At 66.5% G+C, this 15,519-nt stretch carries 14 protein-coding genes; 9 read left to right on the top strand and 5 right to left on the bottom strand.

Annotated features, from left to right (window positions below; translation table 11 throughout):
- Positions 1-122 precede the first annotated feature (122 nt).
- Positions 123-1,325, top strand: a complete 1,203-nt coding sequence (locus ACWEFV_RS03725; protein ID WP_450069098.1) for a serine hydrolase domain-containing protein — start codon at positions 123-125, stop codon at positions 1,323-1,325.
- A gap of 45 nt (positions 1,326-1,370) precedes the next feature.
- Complete coding sequence (locus ACWEFV_RS03720) at positions 1,371-2,585, top strand: FAD-dependent monooxygenase (protein ID WP_450069097.1); 1,215 nt, start codon at positions 1,371-1,373, stop codon at positions 2,583-2,585.
- Here ACWEFV_RS03720 and ACWEFV_RS03715 read toward each other — a convergent pair.
- From ACWEFV_RS03715 to ACWEFV_RS03705, 3 genes are all read right to left on the bottom strand, one after another.
- Positions 2,551-2,793, bottom strand: coding sequence for a hypothetical protein (locus ACWEFV_RS03715; RefSeq protein WP_286174906.1), 243 nt, complete (start codon positions 2,791-2,793; stop codon positions 2,551-2,553). The genes ACWEFV_RS03720 and ACWEFV_RS03715 overlap by 35 nt on opposite strands.
- A 55-nt stretch (positions 2,794-2,848) precedes the next feature.
- Complete coding sequence (locus ACWEFV_RS03710; protein ID WP_450069096.1) at positions 2,849-5,449, bottom strand: LuxR C-terminal-related transcriptional regulator; 2,601 nt, start codon at positions 5,447-5,449, stop codon at positions 2,849-2,851.
- Positions 5,450-5,536: 87 nt separating this feature from the next.
- On the bottom strand, positions 5,537-6,031 hold the full coding sequence (locus ACWEFV_RS03705) for a DinB family protein (protein ID WP_450069095.1): 495 nt from the start codon (positions 6,029-6,031) through the stop codon (positions 5,537-5,539).
- Positions 6,032-6,254: 223 nt separating this feature from the next.
- On the opposite strand from ACWEFV_RS03705, the gene ACWEFV_RS03700 reads away from it, so the two are divergent.
- Complete coding sequence (locus ACWEFV_RS03700; protein WP_450069094.1) at positions 6,255-7,067, top strand: SDR family NAD(P)-dependent oxidoreductase; 813 nt, start codon at positions 6,255-6,257, stop codon at positions 7,065-7,067.
- 263 nt (positions 7,068-7,330) lie between these two features.
- Here ACWEFV_RS03700 and ACWEFV_RS03695 read toward each other — a convergent pair whose 3' ends face one another.
- Positions 7,331-7,945 carry an IclR family transcriptional regulator gene (locus ACWEFV_RS03695; protein ID WP_450069093.1) on the bottom strand — a complete coding sequence of 205 codons (615 nt, stop codon included), beginning with the start codon at positions 7,943-7,945 and terminating at the stop codon, positions 7,331-7,333.
- A 214-nt stretch (positions 7,946-8,159) separates the two neighbouring features.
- Positions 8,160-8,780, bottom strand: coding sequence for a winged helix DNA-binding protein (locus ACWEFV_RS03690; protein ID WP_450069092.1), 621 nt, complete (start codon positions 8,778-8,780; stop codon positions 8,160-8,162).
- 219 nt (positions 8,781-8,999) lie between these two features.
- Here ACWEFV_RS03690 and ACWEFV_RS03685 point away from each other — a divergent pair, with 219 nt between their 5' ends.
- The 6 genes from ACWEFV_RS03685 to ACWEFV_RS03660 are packed head-to-tail and all read left to right on the top strand — an operon-like array spanning position 9,000 to position 15,516.
- Entirely contained in the window at positions 9,000-10,193 is a 1,194-nt protein-coding gene (locus ACWEFV_RS03685) for a Rieske 2Fe-2S domain-containing protein (RefSeq protein WP_450069091.1), read from the top strand.
- A 3-nt stretch (positions 10,194-10,196) separates the two neighbouring features.
- Complete coding sequence (locus ACWEFV_RS03680) at positions 10,197-11,255, top strand: FAD-binding oxidoreductase (protein ID WP_450069090.1); 1,059 nt, start codon at positions 10,197-10,199, stop codon at positions 11,253-11,255.
- Positions 11,256-11,289: 34 nt separating this feature from the next.
- Positions 11,290-12,165: a VOC family protein gene (locus ACWEFV_RS03675; RefSeq protein ID WP_450069089.1), complete on the top strand. Its 876-nt coding sequence runs from the start codon at positions 11,290-11,292 to the stop codon at positions 12,163-12,165.
- A complete protein-coding gene (locus ACWEFV_RS03670; RefSeq protein WP_450069088.1) occupies positions 12,165-13,445 on the top strand; it encodes an amidase in 1,281 nt (426 codons plus the stop codon). The genes ACWEFV_RS03675 and ACWEFV_RS03670 overlap by 1 nt, the downstream gene beginning before the upstream one ends.
- Positions 13,445-14,758: a M20 family metallopeptidase gene (locus ACWEFV_RS03665; protein WP_450069087.1), complete on the top strand. Its 1,314-nt coding sequence runs from the start codon at positions 13,445-13,447 to the stop codon at positions 14,756-14,758. Before ACWEFV_RS03670 ends, ACWEFV_RS03665 begins: the two co-directional genes overlap by 1 nt.
- Positions 14,755-15,516: an aspartate/glutamate racemase family protein gene (locus ACWEFV_RS03660; RefSeq protein WP_450069086.1), complete on the top strand. Its 762-nt coding sequence runs from the start codon at positions 14,755-14,757 to the stop codon at positions 15,514-15,516. The genes ACWEFV_RS03665 and ACWEFV_RS03660 overlap by 4 nt, the downstream gene beginning before the upstream one ends.
- The last annotated feature ends 3 nt before the right edge of the window (positions 15,517-15,519 follow it).

Raw genomic sequence — 15,519 nt, 5'->3', positions numbered from 1 at the left:
CTTCTCACGCCATATCCGCCAGGGAAGTATCGCCCAAGCCGCGGCGATTCTTGAGGGGAATGCCCGGCAGGGCCCGGAGACTGGACTGCCGAGCCTTCCAGGGGGCCGCTAACGTGGCCCGGGTGAACCTCGACGGCAACCAATCGTCCATCCGTGAGGCCATCGACGCCGGACTGCTGGCCGGCGCGGTAACGCTGGTGTGGCAGGCAGGCAAGGTCCTGCAGGTCAACGCCCTGGGGCACCGCGACGTCGACGCAGGGCTGCCGATGCAGCGCGACACCGTCTTCCGGATCGCCTCGATGACAAAGCCCGTGACGGTGGCCGCGGCGATGGCGTTGGTCGAGGAGGGCAAGCTGGCCCTGAACGAGCCGGTGACCAAATGGCTGCCCGAACTGGCGGACATGCGTGTGCTGCGTGACCCGCGCGGTCCGCTGGACCGCACCGAGCCCGCGCGCCGGCCCATCACCTTCGATGACCTGATGACCCACCGCAGCGGCCTGGCCTATGTGTTCTCGGTGCAGGGTCCGCTGGCGTCGGCATACGGCAAGTTGTCGCTGCGCCAGGACCAGGACCGCTGGCTGGCCGAGGTGGCCAAGCTGCCACTGGCGCATCAGCCCGGTGACCGGCTCACCTACAGTCACTCCACCGATGTGCTGGGAATCGCGCTGTCCCGGATCGAGGGCAAGCCATTGGCCCAGGTGCTGTCCGAGCGCATCTTCGCCCCGCTCGGCATGGTCGACACTGGCTTCTCTGTCGACGCGGCCGGCCGGCGGCGGGCGGCGACGATGTACCAACTGACCGCCGACAACACCCTGACCCACGATGTGATGGGTCCGGCACCGATCACCGATCCCCCGTTCTGCACGGGCGGGGCGGGGTTGTTCTCCACAGCCGACGACTATTTGAAGTTCGCCCGGATGTTGTTGGGCGGCGGCACAGTCGACGGCGTACGCGTGCTGTCCGAGGAGTCGGTACGGGTGATGCGCACCGACCGGTTGACCGCCGAACAGAAGCAGTTCCAGTTCCTCGGGGCGCCGTTCTGGGTCGGCCGGGGCTTCGGCCTGAACCTCTCGGTGGTGACCGACACGGCGAAGTCGCGCCAATTGTTCGGGCCGGGCGGACCGGGCACATTCAGCTGGCCCGGCGCCTATGGAACCTGGTGGCAGGCCGACCCTTCGGCAGATCTGATCCTGATCTATCTGGTTCAGAACCATCCGAATCTGTCGGTGGACGCCGCCGCTGTCAGCGGCAACACCTCGACGGCCAAACTGCAGACCGCACAACCCCGATTCGTCCGCCGCACGTATCAGGCGCTCGATCTCTGAGCGACTGATCGGCTCACCGTCACAGCGGCGCATACGCTGTGGCGCATGGAGCAGCCCACCATCCTTGTCAGCGGCGCCGGAATCGCCGGACCTGCATTGGCCCACTGGCTGAGCGATTTCGGATACCGGGTGATCGTGGTGGAATCCGCGCCAGGGATCCGGCCAGGCGGACAGACTGTCGACCTGCGTGGTGCCGGTCGCGACGTGGTGACCCGGATGGGTCTGATGGCCGAACTGCAGCGCCGGTTGATCGACCAGCAAGGGATAGCCTGGGTACGCGCCGACGGCAGCCGCCGCGCGGAGATGCCGGTGACGGCGTTTCACGGCAACGGCGTGGTGTCGAAGCTGGAGATCCTGCGCGGTGATCTGGTGGACACACTGTACGAGTCCACCAGGGCGCGCGCCGAATACCGATTCGGCACCCGCATCACCGTGCTGCATCAAAGCCCCGGCGGTATGGAGGCGGTATTGAGCGACGGCACCACGGTGACTGCGGATCTGGTGGTGGGGGCCGACGGGCCACACTCCTCGGTTCGCCGGTTGGCGTTCGGTCCCGAGGAGCAATTCGTCAAACTGCTCGGCGGCTATAACGCCTGGTTCACCGGCCCGGACACCGCCGGACTGGACGGCTGGTATCTCATGTATCAGAAGCCCGGGCTCAACGCGTCGATGCGCCCAGCACACGACTCGGCGCTCTGCAAAGCCGGATTGGCGTTCCGATCTGAGCCGCTGTCGTTCGACCGCCGCGACCCTGATGAGCAACGGGCGTTGCTGGCAAGGTATTTCGCTGACGCCGGCTGGCACTGCGAGGCGTTGCTGGCGGCGGCAGAACATGCAGACGACTTCTATTTCGATGCCTTCCTGCAGGTGCACATGCCGACGATCTCGAACGGTCGGGTGACGCTCGTCGGCGACGCCGGCTACTGCGCCTCACCGCTGTCGGGTATGGGCACCAGCCTGGCGCTGGTCGGCGCTTACGTCCTGGCCTGCGAACTCGGCCCGGCTGAATCCCTTGATGCCAAACGGATCCCAGGCGCGCTGATGCGCTATGAGGCGGTGATGAGGCCTTACATCGACCGGTGCCAGACCCTGGCGCAGGGTATCGACGGCTACCTCCCCAGGTCGTCCAGCGACGTAGCGGTAATGGCTCAGATGATGAAATGGATGCAGCGCTGGCCTTTTCGTCAGTATGCCGAGCGAAAATGGTTCACCACCGCCGACTCGATCAACCTGCCGGACTACCCGTTGCCGGTGGGCTGAGGTCCCGCCAAGCACCTCGGCGAGCAGACGCTGCCGCCAGCTTCGCCTCGGCGATCCGGTAGAGGCCGTCGAGTGCGGACTCCTCGATACTGAGGTATTCACAGACGACCTCGCGGGCAACCCCGGCGTCGCGCAACCGCAATGCCAGCGAGTACGGCAATGGCAGTTGGCGTAGCGCCTGCTCGCGTTTCTCGCCCTCGTCGGCCATGCGATCCAGGATGCGATGGATCAGCCGAGCCGAAGCGAGTAACCCCATACTCGAATCAGCGGTGCCGTCGGGGTAGCAGCGCGACCAGTTCGGCCCGGGTGGACACCCCGGTTTTCGCCATCGCGCGGTAGATATGTCCCTCGACGGTGCGCACCGACAGCCGCAGCCGGTCGGCGATCACCCGGCTCGACACCCCGGTGCCGAGCAGCATGGCGATCTCGCGCTCCCGGTCGGTCAGGGGCAGACGTTCGGCGGTGGCGACCAATGCCGGGGTGGTTGCACCGCCGCACGCCTCGGCCAGCGCCGTGGCCCGGGTCACGGACGCCATCGCCGATCCGCGCATGCCTTTGCGCCGGTACGCCACCGCTGCCAGAGCAGCAGCGTCGGCGGCCGCCACCAGGTCGCCGAACTCCTCGAATGCGGTTGAGACCTTTGCCAACCCGTCACCGTCGTCGCGGGCAAGGGCCAGGGACAGTGCGGCGGCGGCACCGACCCGCGGTCCCTCGACCATCCCGGTCAACTCGTCGAGCCGGCGCGTACGGGAATGGTCGCCGAACTGTGCCGCGGTCTGCAGGCACCACACCTCGGCCGCCAACTGCCCGTTGGCCCCGGCGGTGTCGGCGGCCTCGAGCGCGATGTCGACGGCCTCCGATACCGCGCCCTGGGTCGCAGCGACCCAGGCCCGCACCAAGGCATGTTCGTAGGCGAGATAGCGCCAGCTGGCATGACGGTATTCGTCGAGTTCAGCCAGGGTGCCGTCGTCGGCCATACCCCGGATGGCCAGCGCCGTGACCCGAGGCAGGTGGAAACGGTAGCCGAATCCGTTCCTCTCCCCCGCGGCGCGCATCATCTCGACCACCGGATCCAACAGTTCGGCCACGACGCCGAGCTGACCCGCCGCGGCACGACCTGTCAGCGCGGCGCCGAACAACTGGGCTGCGCCGGGCAGGTTCGCGGCGTGCCGGCTCAACTGATCGGCCTCCTCGCGCGCCTCACGGATCCTTCCGGCCAGCAACAGCGCACCGATGTGTGCGTCGGCGATGACGAACCGCGTGTGCGCGGCATCGAAGGAACCGTCCGTGATGCGGTAACCGACATGGGCGGCTGCGACGGCCTCGTCCGCCCGGCCGGCATCGCCGCACGATGCGGCCACCGCCCACGTGGTCACCGCGCCCACGATGGCGGGCAGAGCGTCCAGATCGAGGCCGCCGAACGCGGCCCTGGCCCGCTCTGGATCGCCCATCGCGGCCCAGTACACCGTGTAGAACGCGTCGATCGCGGCCCGGGCTTCCGCGGGGATGCCCGCCGCGGCCTCGTCGACATGCCGCTTGGCGCCGACCGGATCGGCAAGCGACCACAGCATGTTGGAAGCACGCAGGAAGGCGAGCCGGGCCCGCCCGTCGTCGGTGAGATCGGCGGTCTCGATGGCGTCGAGCACGACGTCTGATTCCTCGCCCCGGCTGAGCCACGACAAGGCATGCGCGCGAATGAATTTCGCCTCCGCGTCAGCTCCGGCCTCGATCGCCCCGTGGGCCAACCGGTCGGCCAGCGACAGATCGGACATCCACACCGCGCCCTGTGCGGCCCGGGTCAACAACTCGGGATCGTGCGCCAGATCCGAATCGAGCATCAGCGCGGCCCGCCGCACCACCACCCGCATGGCGTCGCGGTCCTCCCGGTCACCGAGCGCCGTGGCCACCATCCCGCGCAGCCGGCGCAAGCGTGAACCCGGCACCCGGTTGCGTCGCACCTCGGCGTAGAGCGGGTGGGCGACGCGGACCTCGCGGTCGGTGGCATCGATCGTGATCAGGCCACGTGTCTCGGCAGCAGCCACCGAATCGGCATCGGTGATCGCGGTCAGCCGGTCCAGCTGGATGGGCTCGGCCACCGCCAGGACATCGACGACCTCACTCACCGCCGGCGGTAGCGCGCCGATCCTCGTCTCGATCAGTTCGACCAGCCCGGGCGGCATCACCGGATCTCCGGTCCACCGCCAGCGGCCCTCCTCGCAGGCGAGCCGGCCCTGGGTGACTTCCTGTTCGACGATGTTGCGCAGGTAGAGCACGTTTCCGCGGGTGAGCCGCCATAACCGTTGTGCCGCTTCTGGATCGAGGGGGCCGCCGAGCGAGGCGGTCAGCAACCGGGTCGACTCGTCCCGGGACAGCGGCTGCAGGTCCAGTCGCTCGAACCGGCCACGGTCACACGCCGTCAGAACCTCGGCGGGTACCGGTGCACCGGTACGCACGGTCAGCAGTAGCTTGGCGGCACCGCGTTGCACGATCTGTTGCAACACGAAACCCGACAACCCGTCGAGCAGGTGCGCGTCATCGACGCACACCAGCACCGGCCGGCGGTTCGAGGCGGCGGTCAGACCGTCGATCACCCGGGCGACCAGCGCCACGCTGTCGGCGTCAGAGGTTCCCACCCATCGCGCGAACGTCCCGAGCGGTAGCGCTCGAGCAGCTGATGTGCCCACCGCCCAGCGGGTTTCGTGACCGTTGGCGCCCACCGTCGAGAGTGCTTCACGGGCGATACGGCTCTTGCCGACTCCGGCAGCTCCATAGATCACGATCCCGGACAGTTCGGTGGAGGCCAGTGCGGCGTCGATCAGTCGCGTCTCCTCCAAACGCCCCGTCAGCGGCCAGGCCAGTCGCACGCAACGAGACTAAGCCGAGGCAAGGTCGTTAGCACGGGTAACGACAAACTTCGATGCCTTCAGAAATCCGGACCGGCCCGAGCGTGGTCACCGACCGGTCGTGCCGTCGATCAGCTCACGCAGAATGTCGGCGTGACCTGCATGGCGGCCGGTCTCTTCGATCATGTGGGTGAGGCACCAGCGGACGCTGGCCGCAGGCCTGCCCGGCCGCGACCGAGGTAACGGCGCCCCGAGATCCGTGCAGTCGTCGAGCACCTCGTTGGCGCGCCCGACGGCATTTCGGTAGCGGGCCACCACATCGGCGATGCTGTCCGACGGTTCGACAGTGAACGTCGCCTGCCAGTTGGAGACGTCTTCCCCGAGAAAAATCCACCGTTCGACGTGGGTCAGGTGATTCAGCAGGCCGAGCAGCGTGGTGCCCGACGGCACCGAGAACGTCCGCGCCATCGGTTCGGGCGCGCCGTCGACCTTCGCGGCGATCGAGGTACGGAGGTATTCGAGGAATCCCCGCAGGACCTCGGCTTCGCTGTTCGCGGTCCGCGGCGGCGGGTTGTCGTGCTTTCGTTGCCGGCTTGTGTGCACGGTGCCCAGTATCAGCGCTTTGGCGCGCTGGGGCACGGAACTTGCTGTTCGGGCAAAGGTGCCGCTCGACCAGCCCCAGCAGCGGTTACCCAGCAGGTAATTGCCCGCTCACGGTTGTCACGCGATCCTCGACAACGTGTTTACAGAACCGCGACGGACGCCGGCCGTCCACCACCTGACCGATCCTAAGATCGATTCGCCGCTGGCCGGGAAGGTGGCTGTCGTGACCGGCGCTACCGGCGGCTTAGGCGCCGCGGCGGCGGAGGTCTTCGCGACTCACGGCGCACGTGTGCTCATCAGCGGGCGTCAGGTGGATCGCGGCGAATCGCTGGCTGCCCGGCTCGGGTCCTCGGTAGCGTTTCACCGCGCCGACGTCGCCGACGAATCGCAAATGCGCGGGTTGATCGAACATGCGCTGGAGCGATTCGGCCGGCTCGACGTGTTGATCAACAACGCGGGTAACTCAGGCACTCTGGGCCCGATCGAGGAACTCGACCTGAACGCCTTCGCGGACACCCTGCGGGTGCACGTGCTGGCGATGGCCGCCGGGATCAAGTACGCAGCCAGACCTATGAGCGCTCAAGGGACGGGCAGCATTGTCAATGTGGCCAGCGTCGGCGGACATGTTGCCGGGTGGACCCCGGTGGACTACTCGGTGGCCAAAGCCGCAGTGCTGCAGCTGACGCGATGCGCCGCTGTCGAGTTGGGCGAGCGGGGCGTGCGGGTCAACAGCATCTCCCCTGGCCCCATCCCCACCGGCATCCAGCTCAAGACCACTGGTCTCGACTCTGACGCGGCCGAACAGGCGGCCCCGGCGCTGCAAGCCGCGTTCGCCGCGGCCTTGCCTAGGTGGCAGCCGATGAAACGGGTCGGCCAGCCCGACGACGTCGCCGCCGCCTTGCTCTGGTTGGCCGGCGATGCCTCCAGTTTCGTCAATGGCCAAGACATTGCCATCGACGGTGGGATATGCGCCGGACGGCCGGCCTCGATCGCGGCCGACGAATACATCCAGCTTTCCCAGTTACTCAAGCAGTGACGCTTCCTCGGCGAGTCGCCGGCCACAGCGACGGTGGCGCTCAACCGGCGAGGGCCTGACGCGCATGGGCCCGCACGTCGGCATCCCCGTCCAGTGCCAAGGTGAGGACTACCTGCCGAATCAGAGAACGACATCGCGATGACCAGCCGTCCATAAAAATGGACGGCTGGTCAGACTCAACGCCGGGCGTCAGTCCAGAGAACGTTCAATAGCCGCCTGAGCCTCCAGCGCCGCTTCCGCGTACTCAATTAGCCGATCGGCGGTCATCCGTGCCGATGGCCCCGAAATACTGAAACAAGCACAGGCTCGATGATCGCGTAGCCACGCTCCCGCGTGGCCCGTACCTCGTCCCATAGCCATTCCGGGTCAGTGATCGTGTTGGCGGCGACCTTGGCCGGCGCGTCGGCGAGGTAGCCGGCGATCCGGTCGTCGTCCAGCGTCGCCAGATACGCCTTACCGGTCGCGGCAGCATGCAACGGCAGCCGGGTCCCCAATGGTAGGAACGCCCGTAGCTGGTGCGAACTGTCGAGTCGTTCGACAAGCACGAGTTCATCACCGTCGGGAACGGCAAGATGGATCGTCTCCCCGGTAATCGACTGCAACGCCGCCAATTCGGGCAGGGCCGTCTCGCGAAGGTTGCGCTTTGTGGCCACCGAGCTACCCAGCCGGTACGCCAAGCCTGTCATCTCCCAACGCCCACTGTCGGCCGCCGGCCTGATCCAGCCGGCGTGGTGCAGGGTCTTTAGGTTGCGTTGCACGGTCGCCTTCGGAATACCGAGCCGCCGGGCCAGTTCGCTCAGCGCGACCGGTTGCGCAGTGGCGACCTCCTCAAACACCCGCAGGGCGGTCAGCACACTGTTCATCGCTGCCCGTTCCACTTCCTTACCTCACTTGACGGCATAAAACGCACGCCCTACAGCGGTCCGCAATATAGTCCATCGGTTCACAATATGGACCGATATTCAGAAGGCGTTGGTCATGTCGGCCCCGCGGGAGATCCGCTTCGTGGATGCGCTGCCGCGCAACGCGATGGGCAAGACGCAGAAGAAGGCCCTGCTGGCCGACTACGAGTAGTTCGGCCCGACAATCCGGTTACGGCTCGGCGGTGCCATGCGCCGACGAGCCGGAACCGTCCGACGGAAACATGACGGCCGGATTGATGGTCGCCAGGTCTCGGCTCGCGGCCGCGTACAGACCGGTCAGCACGTGCATTGAGCGCACCGCGTGTTGCAGTTTCGCGGTGACGTCGGCCAGCTCGGTCAGGTTGGACGTCAGCATCTGACGCCGGAGGGCCGCATAGCGATCGGTGATCTCACGGCCCTTCTCGGTCACCCGGAATACCGCCGACGTCCCAGACTTGGTGCGCTCAAGCAAGCCCATCGTCACCAGCTTGCGCAGGTTGTACTGCAGATTGGGCAGATCCTCGCGGTTGGTCAACTGGGCGATCGTGGCGGTGTCCTTGGGCCGTTCCTGCATCCGCACCACGTGCATCGCGACGACCTCGTTGACGGTCAGGTCGAGGTCGCCGGCCACCTGCATGGCGTGAACGGCGAACCGCTGAAACTCGCCGTCAACCTGCAATAGGGCGAATTCGAAAGCCGTCAGGGCCTCTTCGTAGCCATCCTGGGCCAGATGCCAACGCCGTTCCGGCTCAAGCGGCAGCGGTTGACCGGCGCTTGCCCCCGTATCCGCCTGTGCGTCACTAGCGCTCATCGGCCTCCACTCAACACGTCGCCGCACCGGACCGCAACGTGGACCATTGTTAATTTATGGATTCTCAATTGATTTTCCATCAAATATCGGTACTGTGACCGCAGACACGTAAGCGTGTTTCACCCCTGGGCCCTCCGGACAGCGTCTTTCGGCGATCCGGTTGCCTCACCAACCTCGGCCGCGCCGACGGCGCCGAGCCATACCCCATGGAGGTCATTGATGTCCGTCGATAGTCACAGCGGAAACTCGTCCGCGGTAACCAGGCATTACGCCCCCTACGTCCAGGCGAACTGGGGCTACGCGAACCATTGGTACCCCGCGTTGTTCTCGCACGAGCTTGCTGACGGAGGTCTCAAGGGCATCACCATCGGTGGTCACGACATCGCGTTGCGTCGCTCGGCCGGCAAGGTCTACGCCCTGTCGGACCGGTGTATCCATCGCGGCGTGAAACTGTCCGCGAAACCGATGTGTCTGTCCGAGGGGACCGTCAGCTGTTGGTACCACGGCTATACCTATGACGTTTCCGACGGCAAACTGACGACAATCGTTGGCAATCCGGAGGATTCGCTCATCGGGCGGGTGGGTGTACGCACCTATCCGGTCGAAGAGGTCAACGGAATGATCTTCGTCTTCGTCGGCGACGCCGACTACGGAACCCCTCCTCCGCTGGCCTCGGACCTGCCGGCGCATGTCACCAACGACCCCAATGACAAGCCGGTGCCCCACCTGGCCGACGAGGGCATCATCATCCGCGGGATCCACCGAAAGCTGGTCGGCAACTGGCGGCTGGCAGCCGAGAACGGCTTGGACCCCGGCCATCTGCTGGTGCACTGGGACAACCAGATCCTGGTGGCGCTCGATCGCGCACTGCCACTTGGCGTCAACGCGCTGTCCAATGAGGCCACCGAGGAGATCGATGTCCCGGACGGCCCGAAGGGCGTGATGAATCGGTACGACCGGCCGGATCTCTACCAGCCGGTGCTGGAGAACCCCAAGGTCGACATCAAGGCACGCGGGTCGGTGCCGCACTACTTCCGCACGTCGCTGTGGGTTCCGGGCACGCTGATGGTCGAGCACTGGCCGATCACCGATCACGTCCAGTACGAGTTCTACGTCCCGATCGACGACCACCATCACGAGTACTGGGAGGTGGTGGCGACCCGCGTCACCGACGACGCCGACCGGCGCGAATTCGAGTTCAAGTACGAAAACTTCTTCAAACCGCTTGCACTCGAGGGATTCAACAACAGCGATGTGTTCGCTCGTGAGGCGACGGAAGAGCACTACACCCGCTTCGACGGCTGGAACAACGAGGTGCTCTGCGACATGGATTACTCGATCATCGCCTGGCGCAAGGTAGCAGCCCGCCATCTACGGGGCTTCTTCGAGTCGCCCTACCAGGACGAGGACTAGGTCATGACCATCGTCGCAAGCGATCGTCAGCCCGACTCCGGCGCCGTTGCGCGCACCCACTGTGTGCGACTGCAGTACACCGACACCACCAAGGAAGTCCTGGTTCCCGAAGGACAGTCGGTGCTCGATGCGGCATCCGCCGCAGGCGTCCGGCTGGCAAGCCAGTGCGGCATCGGCACCTGCGGCACCTGTGTCGGGCGGGTCCGGGACGGGGCGCTCGTCATGCCGGACGACCGGATCTACCCACTGAGCGAAGACGAGATCGCCGACGGCAATCGTCTGCTCTGCCAGGCACATGCGGTGGCCGATACCGAGGTCGAGTTGGATTATCCGGCTTCGGTATTCGACGACTACCCGCGGCGGCAGGCCACGGCCAAGGTCACCGGCCTGCAGCAGCTCGCCGAGACCGTCGTCGAACTCACCGTACGACTGCCCAAGCAGGTGTCATTCGCGTTCCGCCCGGGACAGTACGCGCGGCTGCGCGTCCCGGGAACCGAAGAGTGGCGTTCGTATTCGATGGCATCCGGGGAACGGCAGAAGCGTCAGCTCACCTTCACCATCAGGCTGCTGCCTACCGGGGCGATGTCGGACTACCTGCGCAACCGCGCCACGATCGGTGAGCAGATCGACGTGGAAGGTCCGCTGGGGTCATTCGGGTTGGTCTCCGACGCCGGCCCGGTGTTGATGCTGGCCGGCGGAACCGGCCTGGCGCCGATGCTGTCGATGCTCGACAAGCTGCAGTCCGCCCGGGGCAAGGAGCCGATCCGGCTGGTCTTCGGATGTACCCGCACCAGCGACCTCTTTCACCTCGATGAGCTCGAGGGCCGGGCCAGCTTCATGACGAACCTGTCGGTGCGGGTGACCGCCGACGAGCCGCATCAGCAGCCCGGCGTGCTGGTCGGCAATCCGGTCAGCGTCCTGACCGCCGACGATGTCAGCGACCCTGCGACGTCGGCGTATCTGTGCGGGCCGCCCGCCATGATCGACGCCGCCTTCGCCCGGTTACAGGAGCTCGGCCTGCCGCGCGAAAACATCCACACCGAGCAGTTTCTTCCCAGCTGAAAAATCCCTTTTCACAAAGTGATTGGAAACAAAATTGAGCATTTCGAGGCTTGGCGCCTTCGCCGCCACCGTCGCTGATATCGACGCCTGGCAACATCTGCTCGTCGACCTGCTCGAGCTGGACGTGCGCCCACGCACGGCCCCACAGGACCCGCTGCTGGTCCGACTCGACGATCGGCACCACCGGATCGCGCTGTATCCCGGCTCGACCGACGAGATCCGTCGGGTCACCTGGGAGGTCGACACACCCGCCGAACTGCAGCGGCTCGCCGAGACGGTTTCTGCGGAGAACATCGCGGTCAACTGGGTCGACGAGGACACCCCGGAACCCCCTAAAGCGCAGTCGGCCTTTCGATTCGACGACCCCGACGGCTTCCCGACCGAGGTGGTGGTGGGGGCGGTCTCCGAGCTCTCGCCCGTCACCCAGGGCGGGGTGATCAGCGGCTTCGTCACCGGCGACCTGGGCCTGGGCCATGTCGTCTACATGTGCAAGGACTATCCGGCCTCGGTGGACTTCTACACCCGGGTACTGGGCTTCAGCCTGACCGACTACATCGTCTGGGACGGCGCGGACGCCACCTTCCTACATTGCAATCCGCGGCACCACAGCGTGGCGTTGATGAACGAGTGCTTCGGATTCCGCGGCGGCGACTTCAACCACCTCATGATCGAAACCGCGACCCTCGATGACGTCGGGCGTGCCTACGACCGGATCTGTGGTGCGGGCATCGACCTCAAGATGACGCTGGGTCGACACACCAATGACGGCGTCACCTCGTTCTACCTGGCCACGCCGTCCGGGTTCGGGATCGAGATCGGCTGGGGCGGTGCCGTCGTCGGTGATGACTGGGTGGTGAAGACCTACGATGCCCCGGCCCGCTGGGGCCACGTTGTGCAGAAGGCAGGCTGATGCTGAGCGCACCCGACGACTCCCCGCCGACCGCAGCTGCCACCCTGCAGCGATACCTGGCCCGGATCAGCCTGCGCGACAACCTGATCCGCGCCTGGGCGCACCTGGATCCCGAGCTGGCGCGCGCGCAGGCTCGTGCGCGTGACACGGAGTCACCACGCACCGCCCTGCATGGTGTTCCGATCGGGGTCAAGGACATCATCGACACCGGTGATCAGCCCACCGGGTACGGCAGCGAGTTGTGGGCGGGTCATCGCCCGGTGCGCGACGCCGATGTCATCACACGGCTACGTGATGCCGGAGCGGTGATCCTGGGCAAGACCGCCACCACCGAGTTCGCCACCTACCGGCCGTGTGCAACCCGCAATCCGCACAATCCCGGCCACACGCCTGGCGGCTCGTCGAGCGGATCCGCAGCGGCCGTGGCCGACGGGCAGGTTCCGATCGCACTCGGTACACAGACGGCCGGCTCGGTGCTGCGACCGGGGTCCTTTTGCGGTGTGTTCACCCTCAAGCCGACGTATGGCCGCTGGCCGTTCGACGGTGTGCTACCGGTGGCGTTGAGCTTCGACACCGTGGGTGCATTCGCGCGCCACCCGGCGTGGCTCGGCGAGTTGGACGCGGTCCTGACCCGCCGTCCCGATGCGGCAGCCCTGCCGGCCACCGAAGGGCTCCGGATCGGGGTACTGCGGCCGCCGTGGCGCGACCGGGCCACGCCATCGGCAACCGCGGCCCTGGATCGCTTCGTCTCCGGGCTCGCAGGGTTGGGCGCGCAGGTCATCGACATCGAAGTCCCGAGTGAACTCGCCGATCTCGACGACGGTCACACGCTGATCATGGCCGCCGAGGCGGCGACCGCGCTCGAACCACGCCTGCACCGCGAAGGTCGCGGCCAGGTCAGCGACCAGCTGACCGAGTTCCTGGCCACCGGCCGGACGGCGACTCCCAACGATCTTCAGCAGGCGCGCGCGGTGGTACAGGCCTGCACCCGGTTCGTGTCGGCGGCGCTACACCACGTCGACGTGCTCGTCACGCTGGCGGCGACCGGGGAAGCCCCGGAAGGTCTCACCAGCACCGGCGATCCGGTGTTCAACAAGCTCGCCAGCGTGACCGGGCTGCCGGCGGTCGGCCTGCCGGTCGGCGTCGGGGCAGCCGGACTGCCGCTGGGCGTGCAGATCGTCGGGCCCCCGCAGGCCGACCACGCACTGGTCCGCATCGCCACCTGCCTAACCGACCGCGCCGGCCTGACCGCGCGCTGCGCACTACCCGAGGAGCCATGATGGGCACAACCGAAACCGATACCCGGCGCGCCATGTACGAAGCGGTATGCGATCGGTTGGATCCGGACCGATTTCGCGACCTCCTGGTCAATCTGATCAACATTCACAGCCCGACCGGGTTGGAGCGCCCGGCGTCGGAATTCATGGCCGGTTATCTGCGCGACACCGTGGGCATCGAAGCCGGCTACCAGCCGATGAACGAACACAGCGGCAACGCATTCGGTGAACGGCTCGGCAGCGGCGGCGGCAGCAGGCTGTTGTTGTACGCCCCCATCGACACTCACATCGATCCCGAGTCCGATGTGCCCTGGGTCGGCCCCCGGCTACGCCCGGACATGCTGCCACAGGCCCAGATCGACGGCGATCTGGTGATCGGCTTGGGCGCCTCGAACCCCAAATGCATGGTGGCCGGGCTGACCGAGGTTGCCCATGCGGTCATCGAGTCGGGAATACCGTTAATCGGCGATCTGGCAATCGGTTTCGCCGGCGGCGGCATGCCAGTCAGCATGAGCGGTCGAGGTCAGGCCGGAATGAGCAACGGGATCTTCCATCTGCTGACCCACGGCGCCATGCCCGATCACGCGATCGTGTTCAAACCCTGGTGGGCGGTCTTCCCCGAAGAGCCGGGCATGTGCTGGTTCAAGGTGTCGGTGCGGGGCACCTATGGCTATGCCGGAATCGCCCGGGGCACACCGGGTTTCCGGTCATCTATCGTGCCGGCCGCAACGGTGATCCAGCACATCGAGGCGTGGCTGCCGCAGTACACCGCGCGCAACACCGCGGGAACCACCATCCCCGAAGGCTGGATTTCGGCGGTCCGCTCGGGCTCCCCCGACAAACCGGCCTTCCCATCGGCCACCACTGAGATCTACCTGGACGTCCGGGTCAACCCCCGAACCACCCCAGGCGAGGTCCGCCACCAGTTCGCCGAGATGATCGCCGGAATCCGGGCTGCAGAACCGGACATCGAGCTGGACTGGGAGATGTACGGTTCGCTGCCCGGCGGCATGACCGACCCGGACAACTGGATCATCCAATCCTGCAGGCGCGGTTGGGAAGAAGTCGAGGGTCGGCCCTATGAGTCGACCCCGATGCTGGGTGGCCAGACCGACGGCACCCTCATCCGCCGCCTCGGGGTGCCCACCGCCCGGATCGGATACCCGTGGCCACCGGCCACCGCCCCCGCGGAACTCAACGAGGGACTCGGCGGAATGGGTGTCGCATCGGTCACCGATGTAATGACCGCCGCCCGCGCGGTGGCCTACGCGGTCGTAGACACCCTGACCCGCACCCGAGAGGAACTCGACCTGTGACACGGCACCGCAAGATCCTCAACATCGTGCCGGTGCCGGTGCCGCAACCGGCACTCGACGCGTTCGCGGCCCAGATTCCGGCCGCAGCAGTGTTCCCCGGCTTCGAGAACGTTTTCGTGTCCGCCCGCGCCGGTGGCACCACCCTCGACAGCGCGTATGAGACCACCCTCGCCGACGCCTTCGTGCTCGACGCCGGATGCCGCGCCGAGGAACAGGGGTATGCCGCGGTCTGTGTCAATTCGATGAGTGATTCGGCACTGGCGGCACTGCGTTCCCGGCTGCGCATTCCGGTGGTCGCGCCGAATCAGGCGTCGATGTTGGCGGCCGCATTGTTGGGCAAGAAGTTCTCCGTCATCACCATGTGGCCGCAATGGCACGAGCTCTACCACAAGGCCGCGCGCGAGCACGGCCTCACCGCCCGGCTGGCCTCGGTCCGTGATGTCGGCGTCTCGCCCAACGCCAGCGAATTACTCGCCGGCAAGGAGGATTTCATCTTCGAGGCGCTGGAGGCCCAAGCCAGGGCTGCCATCGCGGAAGACGGTGCGGACGTGATCATTCTCGGGTCCACCACCATGCATCAATCCCACGCCTACCTGGAGAAGACCCTCGATGTCCCGGTGATCAACCCTGGTGTCATCGCTTACAAGATGTGCGAGCTGCTTGTGCTGACCGGGCTGACCCACAGCAAGCGGGCCTACCCGCCGCCGACGCTCGTCCAGGACGACCTGTTCAGCGCCGTCACCCCAGCCCTGCCGTAACAC

It is taken from the genome of Mycobacterium sp. NPDC004974 (genome assembly GCF_053600815.1).
The sequence above is the reverse complement of the archived record's forward strand: the minus strand, read 5'-3'. Positions and strand labels throughout refer to the sequence as shown.